The organism is Streptomyces sp. NPDC040589 (assembly GCF_055594445.1).
Map to the genome: position 1 here is coordinate 431515 of NZ_JBVIWP010000006.1, position 15150 is coordinate 446664.

Sequence of the window (15150 nt, forward strand, 5' to 3'; positions counted from 1 at the left end):
ATTTCATGCGCTCCATCGTCGCGCACAGTCAGGGGAGCCCCGTGGGGGAACAACCGGGAGGGGTGCGGGTCGCCGCCGAGGGCCTTGGGATCAAGGGGCCGCGCGGGTGGGCGTTCCGCGGGATGTCCGTCGACGCCGAGCCGGGATCGCTCATCGCGGTCGAGGGCCCGTCCGGGTCCGGCCGTACATGCCTGCTGCTCGCGCTGACGGGACGGATGAAGATCACGGAGGGCACGGCAGCCGTCGGCGAGGCCAGACTGCCCAAGCAGATGTCGGCGGTGCGCCGCGTCAGCGCCCTGGCCCACGTGCCCGGGGTCACCGACCTCGAACCGGCGCTCACCGTCGGCGAGCACCTGCGAGAACGCGCCCTGCTCCAGCGGCGGTTCGGCGACTCGCTCCGAGGTCTGCTGCGGCCCCGCGGCGAGCGGGCGGCCGAGGCCGGGCTGCGGGTCGACGCCGCACTGACCGCAGCCGGACTCGACCTGGAGGCGCTGCCCAAGGGTCCTCGTACCGCCGTACGCGATCTGGAACGCCTGGAGGCGCTGCGGCTGTCGGTCGCCCTCGCCCTGGTCGCCCGGCCGCGGCTGCTCGGGGTCGACGACACCGACCTCAAGCTCTCGGACGGCGAGCGGGACGAGGTCTGGGCCCTGCTCAGGTCTCTCGCCGACGCCGGGACGACGGTCGTGGCGGTGTGCAGCGAGGCCCCCGAGGGCGCCGTCAAGCTGTCCACCCGGCAGAGCACCCGTCAGGAAACCCCTCAGGGCACCCATCAGAGCGAGGACAAGGAGAAGGCCGATGCGCTCGCCGAGACTGGCCGCGCTTGAGCTCCGCCGCTTCGGCCGGGGGAAGCTGCCGCGCGCCGCACTGGTCGCGCTGCTCGTGCTGCCGTTGCTGTACGGCGCGCTGTACCTGTGGTCGTTCTGGGACCCGTACGGCCGGCTGGACCGTATCCCCGTGGCGCTCGTGAACGACGACAGGGGGGCGACCGCCGACGGGAAGAAGGTCACGGCGGGCGACGACATCACGGAGAAGCTGCGCGACAGCAAGACCTTCGACTGGCGCGAGGTGAGCGCCGCCGAGGCCCGCAGGGGCGTCGAGGACGGCACCTACTACCTCTCGCTCACCATGCCCGACGACTTCAGTGAGCGGATCGCCTCCAGCTCCGGGAAGTCCCCGGAGACCGGCGCCCTCCAGGTGCGCACCAACGACGCGAACAACTACATCGTCGGGCAGATCTCCCGGACGGTGTTCAGCGAGGTGCGCCAGGCGGCGTCCACGAAGACGTCGCGGTCCTTCCTGGACAAGATCTTCGTGTCGTTCTCCGACATCCACGGCGAGACCGTGAAGGCCGCGAAGGGCGCCGACAAGCTCAAGGGCGGCATCGGGAAGGCCGAGAAGGGCTCCAAGGATCTCGCCGACGGCCTGAAGGACGCCAAGGACGGCAGCGGGAAGCTGTCCACGGGCCTGAAGAAGCTCCACACGGGCGCGGGCGATCTGGAGGACGGCTCGAAGCAGGTCGCGGAAGGCACGCAGAGGCTCGCCGACAAGGTCAACACGAACGCCGGCAAGGTGGGCCCCTTCCTGAAGGGCAACGAGAAGACCATCGGCGACACGGCCCAGTTCGTGGCCGACACCTCCGGCGCGGTCCGCAAGCACCTGGACACCCTGGCGGAGCGGGCCCCGGCCGCCGCCAAGGACGCCCGTACGGCGTCGGACACGCTGAACGGCACCTACGCCAGGCGCTGCGACGACCCCGTGCTGCCCGACGCCGCCTGCGCCGACCTGAAGAAGGCCAAGGACGCCGCCGCCGACGTGGCCGGCATCGCCGACGACCTCGACACGCTGATCGCCGACCAGAACGGCGATCTGACCAAGCTCGACAAGCACCTCGCCACGCTCCAGAAGCAGTCCCAGGCCCTCGCCGACCGCGCGCCGCACCTCTCCGAGGACCTCGACGACGCCGTCAAGAAGATCAACAAGCTGAACGACGGGGCGGCCGAGGTCGCCGCGGGTGCGAAGAAGCTGCACAAGGGGCTCGGCACGGCCAGGACCGGTGCCACCGACCTGGACAAGGGCGTCGGCGATCTCAAGACCGGCGCGGACGACCTCAACGGCGGCATGTACAAGCTCGTCGGCGGCTCCGGGAAGCTCGCCGGCGGACTGCACGACGGGGCCGAGCAGATCCCCGACTACGGCAAGCAGGACCGCGACCAGCGCACCGAGGTCATGGCCGACCCCGTGCGGCTCGCCTCCCAGGACCTGCACAAGGCGCCCAACTACGGCACCGGCTTCGCCCCGTACTTCATCCCTCTGTCGCTGTGGGTGGGCGCGATGGTGGCGTACATGCTGATCGCGCCCATGAACCGGCGCGCGCTCGCCGCGGGCGCCTCGGCGTGGCGGATCGCGCTGGCCGGCTGGCTGCCGGTGGCGGCGATCGGGGTGCTCCAGACCGTGGCCCTGATGTCGGTGCTGCACTGGGCGGTCGGCCTGGAGATGGCGCGGGCGGCTGGGACGGTGGGCTTCCTGTTCCTGGTGACGGCGTGCTTCGCGGCGATCGTGCAGTGGCTGAACGCGCGCTTCGGGGCGGCGGGCCGGATCCTCGTCCTCGCCCTGCTGATGCTCCAGCTGACGTCGGCGGGCGGCACGTACCCCGTACAGACCAGCCCCGGCTTCTTCAACGCGCTCCACCCCTTCCTGCCGATGAGCTACGTCGTGGAGGCCCTCAGGAGGCTCATCACGGGCGGCGGCCTGGAACCGGTGTGGCACGCGTGCGTGGTGCTGACGGCGTTCACCGCGGGCGCCCTCGCGCTGACCGCCGTGGCGGCCCGGCGCCGCCAGGTGTGGACGCTGGACCGGCTGCACCCGGAGCTGAGCCTGTGAGCCCCATCGTCACCTCTCCCGGAAAGGTTCCTGTGACAATCAGGGCCATGGAAAGCAGCAGTGCAACGTCGGGCGGCAGCACGCGCCGCGAGGCCACCCGGCAGAAGCTCTACGAGGCGGCCGTCACGCTCATCGCCGAGCAGGGCTTCTCCGCCACGACCGTGGACGAGATCGCCGAGCGTGCCGGAGTCGCGAAGGGCACGGTCTACTACAACTTCGCGAGCAAGTCCGTCCTCTTCGAGGAACTGCTGCGGCACGGAGTGGGCCTCCTCACCGCCTCCCTCCGGGACGCGGCCGAGCGGACCGCCCGGGAGGGCGGCACCAAGGTCGACGCCCTGGACGCGATGATCCGCGCGGGTCTGGTCTTCATCGACCGCTACCCGGCCTTCACCCAGCTGTACGTGGCCGAGCTGTGGCGCACCAACCGGACCTGGCAGTCCACGCTGATGGTGGTCCGGCAGCAGGCCGTCGCGGTCGTGGAGGACGCGCTGCGCGAGGGCGTCGCGGGCGGCGAGTTCAGCGAGGAGATCGACGTCCCGCTGACGGCGTCCGCGCTGGTCGGCATGGTCCTGGTGGCCGCGCTCGACTGGAAGTCCTTCCAGCCGGAGCGCTCCCTGGACGACGTCCACGCGGCACTGTCCCGGCTGCTCCAGGGCAGAGTGAGCGGCTGTCGCTGAGGGCGCACCCTGCGCAGACGTGAAAGCGCCGGTCCGCTGTGGCCGCGTCCCCCGCGGGCCACCTCGAACCGGCGCCTTCCCTGCTCCCCCGTTTTCCTGCTCCCCCGTGCGTCCCCCGCAGGACCCCCGTTCGGTCGTCCCCCGGTTCTCCCCCGTGCCTCGCTCCCGCCGACTCGGTCGGCGGAAGGAGCGGATCGCGGGCCGGCCCCGTTCCGGCGCCCCGTGTCGCCGGTGCCGGAGCCGTGCCCCTTTCCGTGTCTCCACTCTCTCGTTCCCGCCGGCCCTCCCCCATCCGCGCGCGTACTCAACTCCCCCACTAGGTACTGGTACTCAGCCCTGCGCACGCGGCACCAGAAGGCGCTGTCAGTGGGGGCCGATAGAGTCCTTGGCATGGCACGGATTGCGGTGATCGGCGCCGGGACGGGCGCGCTGACGGCTGCCGCCCGGCTGGCCGTCGCGGGCCACCGGGTGGTGGTGTACGAGCGGACGGACACGTACGGCGGAGCGCTGCGCCGCTTCGAGCGTGACGGGTTCTCCTTCGACACGGGCCCCGGCCTGCTCCCGCTGCCGGCCGTCTATCGCGATCTGTTCGTCAAGACCGGCAAGGAGCCGCTGGAGGCGTGCGTCGAGCTGGTCCAGGTCGACCCCTCGTCCCGGCACGTGTTCGCGGACGGCACCCGGGTGTCGCTGCCGAACGCCTCGCGCGCGGGTGTCGTCACCGCCCTGGACGAGGGCCTCGGCCCGGGCACCGGGAACCGGTGGGGCGACTTCCTGGTCCGGGCCCGCGAGGCCTGGGACCGGACCCGCCGCCCGCTCCTGGAGGAGCCGCTGTGGCCGAACTGGCAGGTGCTGGCCGAGCGCGAACCCTACCCGGCGGTGCCCCACAAGCGGCTGCTGCGCACCCGCCGGGCCGGCACGCTCGCCGAGATCGGCGCCTGGGAACTGCGTGACCCCCGGCTCGCCGCCCTCCTGGAGAGCCACGCCCTCACCCAGGGCCTGGACCCCCGGATCACCCCGGCGAGCGCGGCCGTACTGCCGTACATGGAGCACGCCTTCGGCGTCTGGTACGTGCGCGGGGGCCTGCGCGAGCTGGCGCGGGCGGTGTACGAGCGGTGCGTGGCGAGAAAGGTCGAGTTCCGTTTCGGCGCCGACGTGACCGGGGTGCTGGAGAAGGACGGGCGGGCGTCGGGGGTGGAACTCGCCGACGGGACGGTCGCGGAGGCGGACTTCGTGGTCGCCGGTGTCACGCCCGGCACACTGGACCGGCTGACGGCGGGGACCGTGCCGCGGGGCGACGGCGAGGTGCCCCCGCAGCCCGCGTCGGCCAGTCGGCTCACGGTGCTGCTGGGCCTGCGCGGGGCCCGCCCCCAGGGCACGGCACACCGCACGGTGGTGCACGCGGCGGACCGGGAGGCCGAGTTGGACGCCCTGTTCGGCACGGCTCCGGCGAACGCGCAGCCCACGGTCACGGTCCTGCGGCCCGACGACCCCGCGCTGGTCCCGGACCGGGATCACGAGGCGGTCACCCTCACGACGGTGGTGCCCGCCCGGCCCGACGAACCCCACAAGCCCTACGAGCCCTACGACGACCTCGCCGACACCATGATCAGCGTCGCCGAACGCGCCATACCCGACCTGCGCGACCGTCTCCTCTGGCACGAGGTGCGTACCCCGGCCGACATCGCCGAGGAGACCGGGGCTGAGGGCGGTGCGGTGCCGGTGCAGGCACTGGCGGCGGCCGACGGGCGGCTGCTGCACCCGTCCAACAGCACGCGCGTGCCCGGCCTGTTCACCGTCGGCGGCTGGGCGCACCCCGGCGGCGGACTGCCGCACGCGGGCATGTCGGGCGCGCTGGTCGCGGGACTGATCGTGGAGGGGCCGGGGTTCCGGGGCTCCCAGTGAGCCCACCGCCCCCGGCGGGATTCAGGCTTCAGAAACGGTACTGCTCGTCGAAGCCGTTGCCCTGCGGCTGCTGCCCGTTGCCCTGGTAGGGGTACGGCTGCTCCGGCGGCAGTTCCTGCCCGTACTCGTCGGTGCGCTGCTGCGGGACCCACACACCGTCGGGCGGGGAATCGCCGCCGTAGGTGCCGGGGTACTGGTCCTGGCCGTAGCCCTGCTGCTGGCCGTAGTACTGCTGGTCGCCGTAGCCGGTGTCGTACGAGGTCCCGCCGTAGGTGGAATTGCCGACGTACGGGTCGGAGTAGGCGGCGTACTGCTGCTGGCCCGTGGCGTCGTAGCCCTGCTGCTGGCCGTAGCCCGAGTAGTCGTAGGCGTAGGACTGGTCGGTGCCCTGGGCCGTGGCGGCGTACTGGTCGTGGGGCGGGGTCTGCTGGTAGCCGGTGTCGCCGTAGACACCGTAGGAGCCGGTGTCGTCCGGGATGGGCTGCGGCTCGTACACATCGGTGGTCTCGGCTGCCGTCGGCTGGACCGGGCGCGCGGGGGTGAAGACGTCGTCGCGGTCGTAGTCGTCGTCGCCCTGACCGTAGGAGGCGGCGTCGTGGCGGTAGTCGCCGCCCTCGTCGCCGTAGCCGCCGCCCGACGCCTCCATGCCGGAGACCTCGAGGGTCGGCTCCTGGCGGCCGCGCTCACCGCGGCGGCGCTTGCTGCCGCCCAGCATCGGGGCGTTCATCGCCCAGCCGGCCGCGAAGCCGCTGCGGAACGACAGGGTGACGTAGGTCTGCCCGACCGCGAAGGCGGCCGCGCCCAGTCCGATCACGACGACCGACGGGATCAGGACACCGACGACGACGCCGAGGAAGCCGGCGAAGGCGAGCAGCCGCCAGCGCAGCCGCGCCTTGTACTGCAGCAGCACCTCGCCCAGCAGCCACAGCGCGACGACGCCGAACGCGATGTAGAGGACCGCCCAGCCCATGTACGCCCCTCTCCCAGTCGCCGCTACGCAGTGTGTCGTATACCGGTGCGAACGGTCTAGGCCTGCGGTGGGTGGTGCAGGCCCAGGTTCTCGTAGATTTCCAGGGTCGCCGTGGAGTTGTTGAGCGTGATGAAGTGCAAGCCGGGCACTCCCTCGGCGAGCAGCCGCGCACAGAACTCCGTGGCGAATTCGATCCCAATGGAGCGTACAGCGGCCGGATCGTCTTTTGCTGTGAGGATCCGCTCTTTCAGGGCGTCCGGGAACACGGCATTGGTGAGGGACGGGATCCGTGCCAGCGACTTCACACTGGCGATCGGCATGATCTCGGGGATGATCGGGGTGTCGCAGCCGGCGGCCGCGACCCGGTCACGCAGCCGCAGGTAGTCCTCCGGCTGGAAGAACATCTGCGTGATCGCGTAGTCCGCGCCCGCGCGGCACTTGTCGACGAAGTGGCGGACGTCGGCGTCCCAGTCGCTGGAGCGCGGGTGCATCGCGGGGAAGGCGGCGACGCCCACGCAGAAGTCGCCGGACGCCTTGATCAGCTCGACCAGTTCGGCGGCGTAGGCGAGGCCGCGGGGGTGCGGCACCCAGTCGCCCATCGGGTCGCCGGGCGGGTCGCCGCGCAGGGCGAGCATGTTGCGGATCCCGGCGTCGGCGTACTGGCCGATGATGTTGCGCAGGTCGGCGACCGAGTGGTCGACGGCCGTGAGGTGCGCGATCGGGGTGAGGGTGGTGTCGGAGGCGATCGCCTCGGTCGCCTTGACCGTGCCCGCACGGGTGGAACCGCCCGCGCCGTAGGTCACGGACACGAAGTCGGGCGCCACCGCCTCGACCCGGCGCAGCGCGTTCCACAGGTTCCGCTCGCCCTTCGGGGTCTTGGGCGCGTAGAACTCGAACGAGTACGTCGTCTTGCCTGACGCGAGCATGTCGCGGACGGTGCGTGCGTGGTCCGACCTGATGGATGCGGTGCCGAGGGCCATACCGGCAGGTTAGCCAGGGGCGGTCGGTCCCCCAACCGGGCATCGATATTTGCCCGATTTGTGTACTTGTTGTCCACCCCTTGGACATCCGGCCGACCGGCGTACTACTTCTCCCGCAGCCTCTTCGCGAACTCGGCGGCCGCCGCGCCCGGGTCGTCTGCCTCGGTGATCGCCCGTACGACGACGACGCGCCGGGCGCCCGCTTCCAGGATCTGGTCGAGGTTGCCGAGGTCGATGCCGCCGATGGCGAACCAGGGGCGCTCGGTGCCGAGGGCGGCGGTGTACCGGACGAGGTCCAGGCCGGGGGCGTGGCGGCCGGGCTTGGTGGGGGTGGGCCAGCACGGGCCGGTGCAGAAGTAGTCCACGCCGTCCTGTGCGGCGGCCGCGGCGGCCTCGGACTCGGCGTGCGTGGACCGGCCGATCAGGACGTCGTCGCCGAGGATCGCGCGGGCTGCCGGGACCGGGAGGTCGCCCTGGCCGAGGTGCAGCACGTCGGAGCCGGCGGCGTGGGCGACGTCCGCGCGGTCGTTGACCGCGAGCAGCTTCCCGTGCCGGGCGCAGGCGTCGGCGAACACGGCCAGCTGCTCCAGCTCCTCGCCCGCCTCCATGCCCTTGTCCCGCAACTGCACGATGTCGACCCCACCGGCCAGCACGGCGTCGAGGAACTCCACGAGGTCGCCCTGCCGCTTGCGGGCGTCGGTGCAGAGGTAGACCCGGGCGTCGGCGAGCTGAGCCCGTGCGGTGGTTTCGGCGGTGTCGGGCATGCGTGTCCCCCTGGGTGTCGGTGGCGTACGGGTGCGGACACCCGTGCCGGTGGCGGTGGCGTACGGATACGAGACGTATCCGAGCCAAGTGCAGGGCGCCCGTGTCGGCGTCCGTGCCGGGCGGGCGGCCGAAGCGCCCTGGCGTACGGGACGCGACCAGGGCGCCGGAGCGCCCCGTGCCGGTGCCGGTAGGGCGGCTGCCAGGCCACTCCGCCGACGAGGTGCTGGGCGGCGGCCCGCCGTCGGTCGCTGCCCGCAGGGACCGACGGCAAGCCCCGGGCGGATCCCGAGTCTGTCACCCGGACCGGGCGGCAGCCCAGCCCCGGCGGTCTGCGGAGAGCCGCCCCGGGCCGGGCAGCCCACGGCCCCCGGTAGGGGTCCGGAACCGCCCGCCCCGGGGTGGCCCACGCCCCGAACCGGGCGCGAGCCACCCCGGGGCCGTGGCCCCACGGGCCGCGGCCCGCACTCCGGGCAGTTGTTCAGGTCCGGCCCCGCTCGCACGGCACCGGACGGTTGTTCCGTCGAGGTCGGTTCAGACCGCGAGCGCCTGGGCGCGGCGCTTCACCTCCGTGCCGCGATTCTCACTCAGTGCCTGCGCCGGGGTGCCGGGCAGGCTCGGGTCGGGGGTGAAGAGCCACTCCAGCATCTCCTCGTCCGTGAAGCCGTCGTCCCGCAGGAGGGTCAGGGTCCCGGACAGGCCCTTGACGACCTTGTCCCCGTCGATGAAGGCGGCGGGGACGTGCAGCGCGCGGTTCTCACCTCGGCGTACGGCGATGAGCTGGCCGTCCTTGACCAGCTGCCGCACACGCGTCACCTCGACACCGAACTGTTCGGCGATGTCGGGGAGGGTGAGCCAGGCGGGGACGAGAGCATCGATCTTTGCGTCAATCTCGGTCACGGAAACCAGCCTGCCATCCCCCACTGACAGTCGGAAGTCAGCCCGGCCCGCCCGGGCGGACAACGCGCTCCTCGACAGCTACGCCGTCGCCGCCTTCAGCGGCCTCGCCGGGTCCTCCAGCAGCACCGGATTCATCGCGGCGCCCGACTCGATCAGGCGACGTCCCTGCGCCAGGTCCCGGGGGCGGCCCACCGCCAGCAGCGCGACCAGGCGGTCGCCGCGGAGCCAGCAGACCGTCCAGGCCGGCCCGGCCGGGTCGCCCCGCCACAGGGTCGTGTCGGCGCCCGCGTGATGCCCGGCGTACTGCACGAACCGCCCGAACTGCTCGGACCAGAAGTACGGCACCGGGTCGTACACCGCCGGGGCCTCCCCCGAGGCCCGGCCGACGATGTTCAGGGCCACCGTGCGCGGCCCCTGGAGGGCGTTGTCCCAGTGGTGCACCAGCAGGCGCTCGCCGTACCGCCCCGAGGGGAAGGAGGCGCAGTCGCCGACCGCGTACACGTCCGGCACCGACGTACGCAGGTGCTGGTCGGACACGATCTCGCCCTGGGCACCGAGCTCCACTCCGGAGCCGGCCAGCCACGCCGTGGCGGGGCGGGCGCCGATGCCGACCACGACCGCGCCCGCCGGCAGCCGCGTGCCGTCGTCGAGGAGCACCGCCCCGGGCTCGACGCGCTCCACGCGCGCGTGCGTGCGCAGCACCGCCCCCGCGTCGGCGTACCAGCCGGCCATCGGGGCCGCGACCTCGGCGGGCAGTGCCCCGGCGAGCGGCCGTTCGGCGGCCTCCACGACGGTCACCGCGCAGCCCGCCTCGCGCGCGGCGGTGGCGAACTCCGCGCCGATCCAGCCCGCGCCGACGACCACGATGTCGTGCTTGCGGGCCAGCACGGGCCGCAGCCGCTCGGCGTCGTCCAGGGTGCGCAGCAGATGCACGCCCGGCACGCCCTCCGCGCCGGGCAGCCGGACCGGTTCGGCGCCGGTCGCGACGACGAGGGCGTCGTACGGCACGGGCCCGTCCTCGGTGTCCAGCTCGTGATCGCCGGGGCGCAGGCCCAGCACCTCGCAGCCGAGTCGAAGTTCGATGCCGAGGGCCTCGAAGTCGAGGTCGAAGGCGGAGCCCTCGGCCTTGCCGAGCAGGACGGCCTTGGACAACGGGGGCCGGTCGTACGGCTGGTGGGGTTCGGCGCCGATGAGGATCACGGTGCCGGTGAATCCCTGCTCCCGCAGGGCGACCGCGGTCTGCACACCGGCCATGCCCGCACCCGCCACGACCACGCGCCGCGGCGCTGACGGACCTGGTTCCTGTGTCTGCTCGCTCACCTGATCACCATAGACACCTGACGTTTCGTCAGTCAGTGCTCATGCGCAGTGACCTGCTCCACAATGCTCGTCCCGCTGCCCTGCTGGGACTCCCACTCCCACGTCTCCTCCAGCCGCACCCGCCCGTCGGGCAGCTCCACGACCGTCGACACACAGTGCCCGGAGGAGGTGGTTCCGTCCTGCTTGAGCTGTACGTACCGGAAGTCCAGCCTGTCGCCTTCCCGGGTACCCACGAGGTGGCCGCGTACGACGTCGCCGCCCGTGTACTCGGCCCAGATCTCGCCGTCCTTCTCGTGGTACGTGAACCGGGTGCGGGTCCCCACCTGGCCCGGCGCCTGGTCGGCGACCGGGGCGAGGAGAAGACCGTCGAGGGATCGGGCCATGGACGGAGGCTCCCTTACTGCGACATACGGCATCGGGCTAGGGTGGCCAACCTAGAGCACTCGCGGGAGCCCGGACGCACTGGGCTGAGAGGGAGGCTGGCGGCCTCCGACCGTACGAACCTGATCCGGGTCATGCCGGCGAAGGGAGGGGCTGGACGCCCATGTCGCGAACGTCAGACGTCCTCGTCATCGGGGGCGGCATCGTCGGCCTGGTCACCGCGTGGCGGGCCGCACAACGCGGGCTCGCCACGGCCGTGGTGGACCCCGAGCCGGGCGGCGGGGCCGCACAGGTGGCGGCCGGCATGCTGGCCGCCGTCACGGAACTGCACTACGGCGAGCAGACCCTGCTCGGGCTGAACCTCGCCTCCGCCCGGCGCTACCCGGACTTCGCCGCCGAGCTCACCGAGCTGACCGGCCACGACCTCGGCTATCGCCGCTGCGGCACGCTCGCCGTGGCCCTGGACGCCGACGACCGGGCCCACCTGCGTGAACTGCACGCCCTGCAGCAGCGGTCCGGCCTGGAGTCGCAGTGGCTGTCGGGGCGGGAGTGCCGTCGCCTGGAGCCGATGCTCGCGCCGGGCGTGCGCGGCGGGCTGCGGGTCGACGGCGACCACCAGATCGACCCGCGGCGGCTGTCCGGGGCGCTGGTGACGGCGTGCGAGCGGGCGGGGGTGGTCTTCCACCGGGCGTGGGCGGAGCGGCTCACCGTCGTACGGGACCGGGCCACGGGCGTCGTCACGGCCGACGGGACCGCGCTGGACGCGGGCCAGGTGGTGCTGGCCGGGGGCAGCCTCAGCGGGCGGCTCGCGGGCGTCCCCGGGGACGTGCTGCCGCCCGTGCGACCGGTGAAGGGGCAGGTCGTACGGCTGGCCATGCCCGAGCGGCACGGGCCCTTCCTGAGCCGGACGGTGCGCGCGGTCGTGCGCGGCAGCCATGTCTACCTGGTGCCGCGCGAGAGCGGCGAGCTGGTCATCGGGGCGACCAGCGAGGAGCTGGGCTGGGACACCACCGTGACCGCGGGCGGCGTGTACGAGCTGCTGCGCGACGCGCACGAGCTGGTCCCGGGCATCACCGAGCTGCCGTTCACGGAGACCCGGGCGGGACTGCGGCCCGGTTCCCCCGACAACGCGCCGCTGCTCGGCCCGACCGGACTGGAGGGCCTGCTGCTGGCCACGGGGCACTACCGCAACGGTGTCCTGCTCACGCCGGTGACCGGCGAGGCCATGGCGCACGTCCTGGCTACGGGCGAACTCCCCGAGGAGGCCCGTCCCTTCACCCCGAAGCGCTTCAGTACCGTCACCGCACTCACGGAGCAGCCCGTATGAACATCTCCGTCAACGGGGAGCCCCGCGACGTCCGGCCCGGCACGGCTCTCGACACCGTCGTGAGGTCGCTCACCGTCTCACCCTCCGGAGTGGCCGCCGCCCTCAACGAAACCGTCGTCCCGCGCGCACAGTGGCCGTCCACTCCCCTGGCAGAGGGGGACCGCGTGGAAGTCCTCACCGCCGTCCAAGGAGGCTGACCATGGCCGACGATCCGTTTGTCCTCGGTGGTACGTCCTTCACGTCCCGCCTGATCATGGGTACGGGCGGGGCGCCCAGCCTCGACGTGCTGGAGCGTTCGCTCGTCGCGTCCGGGACGGAGCTGACGACGGTCGCGATGCGCCGGGTGAACCCCTCGGTGCACGGTTCCGTGCTGTCCGTCCTGGACCGGCTCGGCATCCGGGTGCTGCCCAACACGGCGGGCTGTTTCACCGCCGGAGAGGCCGTCCTCACGGCCCGTCTCGCGCGTGAGGCCCTCGGCACCGACCTGGTCAAGCTGGAGGTCATCGCCGACGAGCGCACGCTGCTGCCGGATCCGATCGAGACGCTGGAGGCGGCCGAGACGCTGGTCGACGACGGGTTCACGGTGCTGCCGTACACCAATGACGACCCCGTGCTGGCCCGCAAGCTGGAGGACGCCGGCTGCGCGGCGATCATGCCGCTCGGCTCACCGATCGGTTCCGGGCTCGGCATCCGCAACCCGCACAACTTCCAGCTGATCGTCGAGCACGCGCGCGTGCCGGTGATCCTGGACGCCGGGGCGGGTACCGCGTCGGACGCGGCGCTGGCGATGGAGCTGGGCTGCGCGGGTGTGATGCTCGCCTCGGCGGTGACGCGGGCGCAGGAGCCGGTCCTGATGGCCGACGCGATGCGGCATGCCGTGGAGGCGGGGCGGCTGGCGTACCGGGCCGGGCGCATTCCGCGGCGGCATTTCGCGGAGGCGTCGTCTCCGACCGAGGGCGTGGCCGTACTGGATCCGGAGCGGCCCGCTTTCCGGTGAGCGGTGGCGGCGGGCCGGGACACACGTCACAGGTCAGCTGCAGTCCCGCCCCGAAAACAGCCGGGGCGGCGGGCTGTCGGTCGTGGCTCGTACACTCGCCTGCGTGGACACGACCCTTCAGGACCCCTTGGTCGGGCAGGTGCTCGACGGCCGGTATCGCATCGACGCGCGAATCGCCGTCGGCGGGATGGCGACGGTCTACCGGGCTGTGGACACCCGGCTGGACCGCGTTCTCGCGCTCAAGGTGATGCACCCCTCGCTCGCCGTCGACGGCTCGTTCGTCGAGCGGTTCATCCGCGAGGCGAAGTCCGTCGCCCGACTGGCCCATCCGAACGTGGTGCAGGTCTTCGACCAGGGCACCGACGGCAGTTACGTCTATCTCGCCATGGAGTACGTCGCGGGCTGCACCCTGCGGGACGTGCTGCGCGAGCGCGGGGCCCTGCAGCCGCGCGCCGCCCTGGACATCCTGGAGCCGGTGCTGGCCGCGCTGGGCGCCGCCCACCGCGCCGGATTCGTGCACCGGGACATGAAGCCCGAGAACGTCCTGATAGGGGACGACGGCCGGGTGAAGGTCGCCGACTTCGGACTCGTACGGGCCGTGGACACGGTGACGAACACCACAGGGACCGTGCTCGGCACGGTCGCGTACCTCGCGCCCGAGCAGATAGAGAACGGCACCGCGGACCCCCGCGTCGACGTGTACGCGTGCGGGGTGATGCTGTACGAGATGCTGACCGGCGACAAGCCGCACGACGGGGACTCCCCGGCCGTGATCCTTTACAAGCACCTGCACGAGGACGTCCCGCCGCCGTCGGCCGCCGTGCCCGGTCTGGCCTACGAGCTGGACGAGATGGTGGCCTCGGCGACCGCCCGCACCCCGGACGTCCGCCCGCACGACGCGGTGGCGCTGCTCGCGCAGGTCCGCGACGGGCGCGCCGGGCTGAGCGCGGAGCAGCTGGACGTGGTGCCGCCGCAGGCGCTCACCGCCGAGCACGACGGCGCCGACGACCGTACGAGCGTGATCCCGCGCGCGCTCGCCATGGTGCGCCCGCTGCCGGTCAACGAGGACGACGAGACGTCCGAGGCGGCGCTCAACCGCACCAGCCGTTTCGAGTCCCCGCCGCCCCCGCCGTCCCGGCGCCGCCCGGGGTCCCGGCGCGGCCCGCTGGCGATCGTCGTCGCCGTTCTGCTCGTACTGGGCCTCGGCGCCGGCATCTGGTACATCAACTCGGGCCAGTTCACCGAGGTCCCCCCGCTGCTGGCCAAGACCCAGTCCCAGGCCGAGAGCCGGCTGGAGGACGCCGGGCTGGATCTCGGCAAGGTCGAGCACGCCTACAGCGACACCGTGGAGCGGGGTCAGATCATCAGCTCCGACCCGAAGCCCGGGACGCGCATCCGCGGCAGCGACTCGGTGAGCATCACCGTCTCCGACGGCCCCGAGACGGTGCGGGTGCCCGCCCTCGAGGGCCAGAAGCTGGCCAAGGCGCGGGCCCAGCTGAAGGAGGACGGTCTTGAGCCGGGCATGGTCACCCGGGAGTTCAGCGAGGACGTGCCGAAGGGCTCGGTGATCTCCGCGCGGCCCGCTGACGGCACGAAGGTGCGCGCGGGCACGGCCGTCGCGCTCGTCGTCAGCAAGGGCAGCCCCATCGACATCCCCGACGTCACCGGCGCGGACGAAGCCGATGCCCGGGCGCAGCTGCAGGACGCCGGGCTCAAGGTCAAGATCGCCACCGAGCGCGTCAACTCCTCCGAGTTCGACAAGGGCCAGGTCGCCAAGCAGAGCCCGAACGCCGGCGGCCGTGCGGCAGAGGGCGACACGGTGACGCTGACGCTCTCCAAGGGCCCCGAGATGATCGAGGTGCCGGACGTGGTCGGCCAGAACGTCGACGACGCCACGCAAGCACTGGAGAGCGCCGGGTTCCAGGTCGACGAGGACCGCGGTCTGCTCGGCCTGTTCGGCGACGAGGTCAAGGGACAGTCCGTCGAGGGCGGCGAGACCGCGCCCAAGGGTTCGACGATCACCATCAAGATCAGGTGACCGAGCACGGGCCGGG

14 protein-coding genes and 1 riboswitch are annotated in these 15150 nt (G+C 72.5%); of the genes, 8 read left to right on the forward strand and 6 right to left on the reverse strand.

Annotated features, from left to right (window positions below; translation table 11 throughout):
* The first annotated feature begins 5 nt into the window (after positions 1-5).
* The 4 genes from ACZ58V_RS27880 (at position 6) to ACZ58V_RS27895 (ending at position 5459) form a co-directional block, all read left to right on the forward strand.
* Entirely contained in the window at positions 6-824 is an 819-nt protein-coding gene (locus tag ACZ58V_RS27880; RefSeq protein ID WP_471293222.1) for an ATP-binding cassette domain-containing protein, read from the forward strand.
* Positions 796-2880 (forward strand): YhgE/Pip family protein, encoded by a 2085-nt coding sequence (locus tag ACZ58V_RS27885; RefSeq protein WP_471293224.1) that lies wholly within the window; start codon positions 796-798, stop codon positions 2878-2880. Before ACZ58V_RS27880 ends, ACZ58V_RS27885 begins: the two co-directional genes overlap by 29 nt.
* 47 nt (positions 2881-2927) lie before the next feature.
* Positions 2928-3557, forward strand: a complete 630-nt coding sequence (locus ACZ58V_RS27890) for a TetR/AcrR family transcriptional regulator (RefSeq protein ID WP_189729113.1) — start codon at positions 2928-2930, stop codon at positions 3555-3557.
* Positions 3558-3947: 390 nt separating this feature from the next.
* Positions 3948-5459, forward strand: coding sequence for a phytoene desaturase family protein (locus tag ACZ58V_RS27895; protein ID WP_471293227.1), 1512 nt, complete (start codon positions 3948-3950; stop codon positions 5457-5459).
* A 28-nt stretch (positions 5460-5487) separates the two neighbouring features.
* On the opposite strand, the gene ACZ58V_RS27900 is transcribed toward ACZ58V_RS27895, so the two are convergent.
* The 6 genes from ACZ58V_RS27900 to ACZ58V_RS27925 form a co-directional block, all read right to left on the reverse strand.
* Positions 5488-6429: an SCO2102 family sporulation regulator gene (locus tag ACZ58V_RS27900; RefSeq protein ID WP_468193526.1), complete on the reverse strand. Its 942-nt coding sequence runs from the start codon at positions 6427-6429 to the stop codon at positions 5488-5490.
* A 56-nt stretch (positions 6430-6485) separates the two neighbouring features.
* Positions 6486-7409, reverse strand: coding sequence for a methylenetetrahydrofolate reductase [NAD(P)H] (gene metF, locus ACZ58V_RS27905; RefSeq protein WP_468193528.1), 924 nt, complete (start codon positions 7407-7409; stop codon positions 6486-6488).
* Between the two features lie 104 nt (positions 7410-7513).
* The gene (gene thiE / locus ACZ58V_RS27910) at positions 7514-8173 is read right to left on the reverse strand and encodes a thiamine phosphate synthase (protein WP_468193530.1); all 660 of its coding nucleotides are present in this window, start codon (positions 8171-8173) and stop codon (positions 7514-7516) included.
* Positions 8174-8705: 532 nt separating this feature from the next.
* Positions 8706-9071 (reverse strand): Rv2175c family DNA-binding protein, encoded by a 366-nt coding sequence (locus ACZ58V_RS27915; protein WP_031131943.1) that lies wholly within the window; start codon positions 9069-9071, stop codon positions 8706-8708.
* Between the two features lie 78 nt (positions 9072-9149).
* The gene (locus ACZ58V_RS27920) at positions 9150-10391 is read right to left on the reverse strand and encodes an NAD(P)/FAD-dependent oxidoreductase (RefSeq protein WP_468193532.1); all 1242 of its coding nucleotides are present in this window, start codon (positions 10389-10391) and stop codon (positions 9150-9152) included.
* Between the two features lie 32 nt (positions 10392-10423).
* Complete coding sequence (locus ACZ58V_RS27925) at positions 10424-10774, reverse strand: avidin-fold protein (RefSeq protein WP_468193533.1); 351 nt, start codon at positions 10772-10774, stop codon at positions 10424-10426.
* 52 nt (positions 10775-10826) lie between these two features.
* Positions 10827-10938, forward strand: a riboswitch (TPP riboswitch).
* On the opposite strand from ACZ58V_RS27925, the gene thiO reads away from it, so the two are divergent.
* From thiO to pknB, 4 genes are all read left to right on the forward strand, one after another.
* The gene (gene thiO, locus ACZ58V_RS27930) at positions 10936-12099 is read left to right on the forward strand and encodes a glycine oxidase ThiO (RefSeq protein WP_468193535.1); all 1164 of its coding nucleotides are present in this window, start codon (positions 10936-10938) and stop codon (positions 12097-12099) included. (Overlaps the previous riboswitch by 3 nt.)
* Complete coding sequence (gene thiS / locus ACZ58V_RS27935) at positions 12096-12296, forward strand: sulfur carrier protein ThiS (protein ID WP_468193537.1); 201 nt, start codon at positions 12096-12098, stop codon at positions 12294-12296. Before thiO ends, thiS begins: the two co-directional genes overlap by 4 nt.
* A gap of 2 nt (positions 12297-12298) precedes the next feature.
* Positions 12299-13096 (forward strand): thiazole synthase, encoded by a 798-nt coding sequence (locus tag ACZ58V_RS27940; protein ID WP_468193539.1) that lies wholly within the window; start codon positions 12299-12301, stop codon positions 13094-13096.
* Positions 13097-13199: 103 nt separating this feature from the next.
* On the forward strand, positions 13200-15134 hold the full coding sequence (gene pknB, locus ACZ58V_RS27945) for a Stk1 family PASTA domain-containing Ser/Thr kinase (protein ID WP_471293233.1): 1935 nt from the start codon (positions 13200-13202) through the stop codon (positions 15132-15134).
* Positions 15135-15150 lie beyond the last annotated feature (16 nt).

Excerpts from the sequence above, each read along its gene's own strand:
- ACZ58V_RS27890 (WP_189729113.1), top strand. The coding sequence starts at position 2,928 with ATGGAAAGCAGCAGTGCAACGTCGGGCGGCAGCACGCGCCGCGAGGCC.
- thiE (WP_468193530.1), bottom strand. The coding sequence starts at position 8,173 with ATGCCCGACACCGCCGAAACCACCGCACGGGCTCAGCTCGCCGACGCC.
- ACZ58V_RS27880 (WP_471293222.1), top strand. The coding sequence starts at position 6 with ATGCGCTCCATCGTCGCGCACAGTCAGGGGAGCCCCGTGGGGGAACAA.
- ACZ58V_RS27925 (WP_468193533.1), bottom strand. The coding sequence starts at position 10,774 with ATGGCCCGATCCCTCGACGGTCTTCTCCTCGCCCCGGTCGCCGACCAG.
- ACZ58V_RS27940 (WP_468193539.1), top strand. The coding sequence starts at position 12,299 with ATGGCCGACGATCCGTTTGTCCTCGGTGGTACGTCCTTCACGTCCCGC.
- thiS (WP_468193537.1), top strand. The coding sequence starts at position 12,096 with ATGAACATCTCCGTCAACGGGGAGCCCCGCGACGTCCGGCCCGGCACG.
- ACZ58V_RS27885 (WP_471293224.1), top strand. The coding sequence starts at position 796 with ATGCGCTCGCCGAGACTGGCCGCGCTTGAGCTCCGCCGCTTCGGCCGG.
- metF (WP_468193528.1), bottom strand. The coding sequence starts at position 7,409 with ATGGCCCTCGGCACCGCATCCATCAGGTCGGACCACGCACGCACCGTC.
- thiO (WP_468193535.1), top strand. The coding sequence starts at position 10,936 with ATGTCGCGAACGTCAGACGTCCTCGTCATCGGGGGCGGCATCGTCGGC.
- ACZ58V_RS27900 (WP_468193526.1), bottom strand. The coding sequence starts at position 6,429 with ATGGGCTGGGCGGTCCTCTACATCGCGTTCGGCGTCGTCGCGCTGTGG.
- ACZ58V_RS27895 (WP_471293227.1), top strand. The coding sequence starts at position 3,948 with ATGGCACGGATTGCGGTGATCGGCGCCGGGACGGGCGCGCTGACGGCT.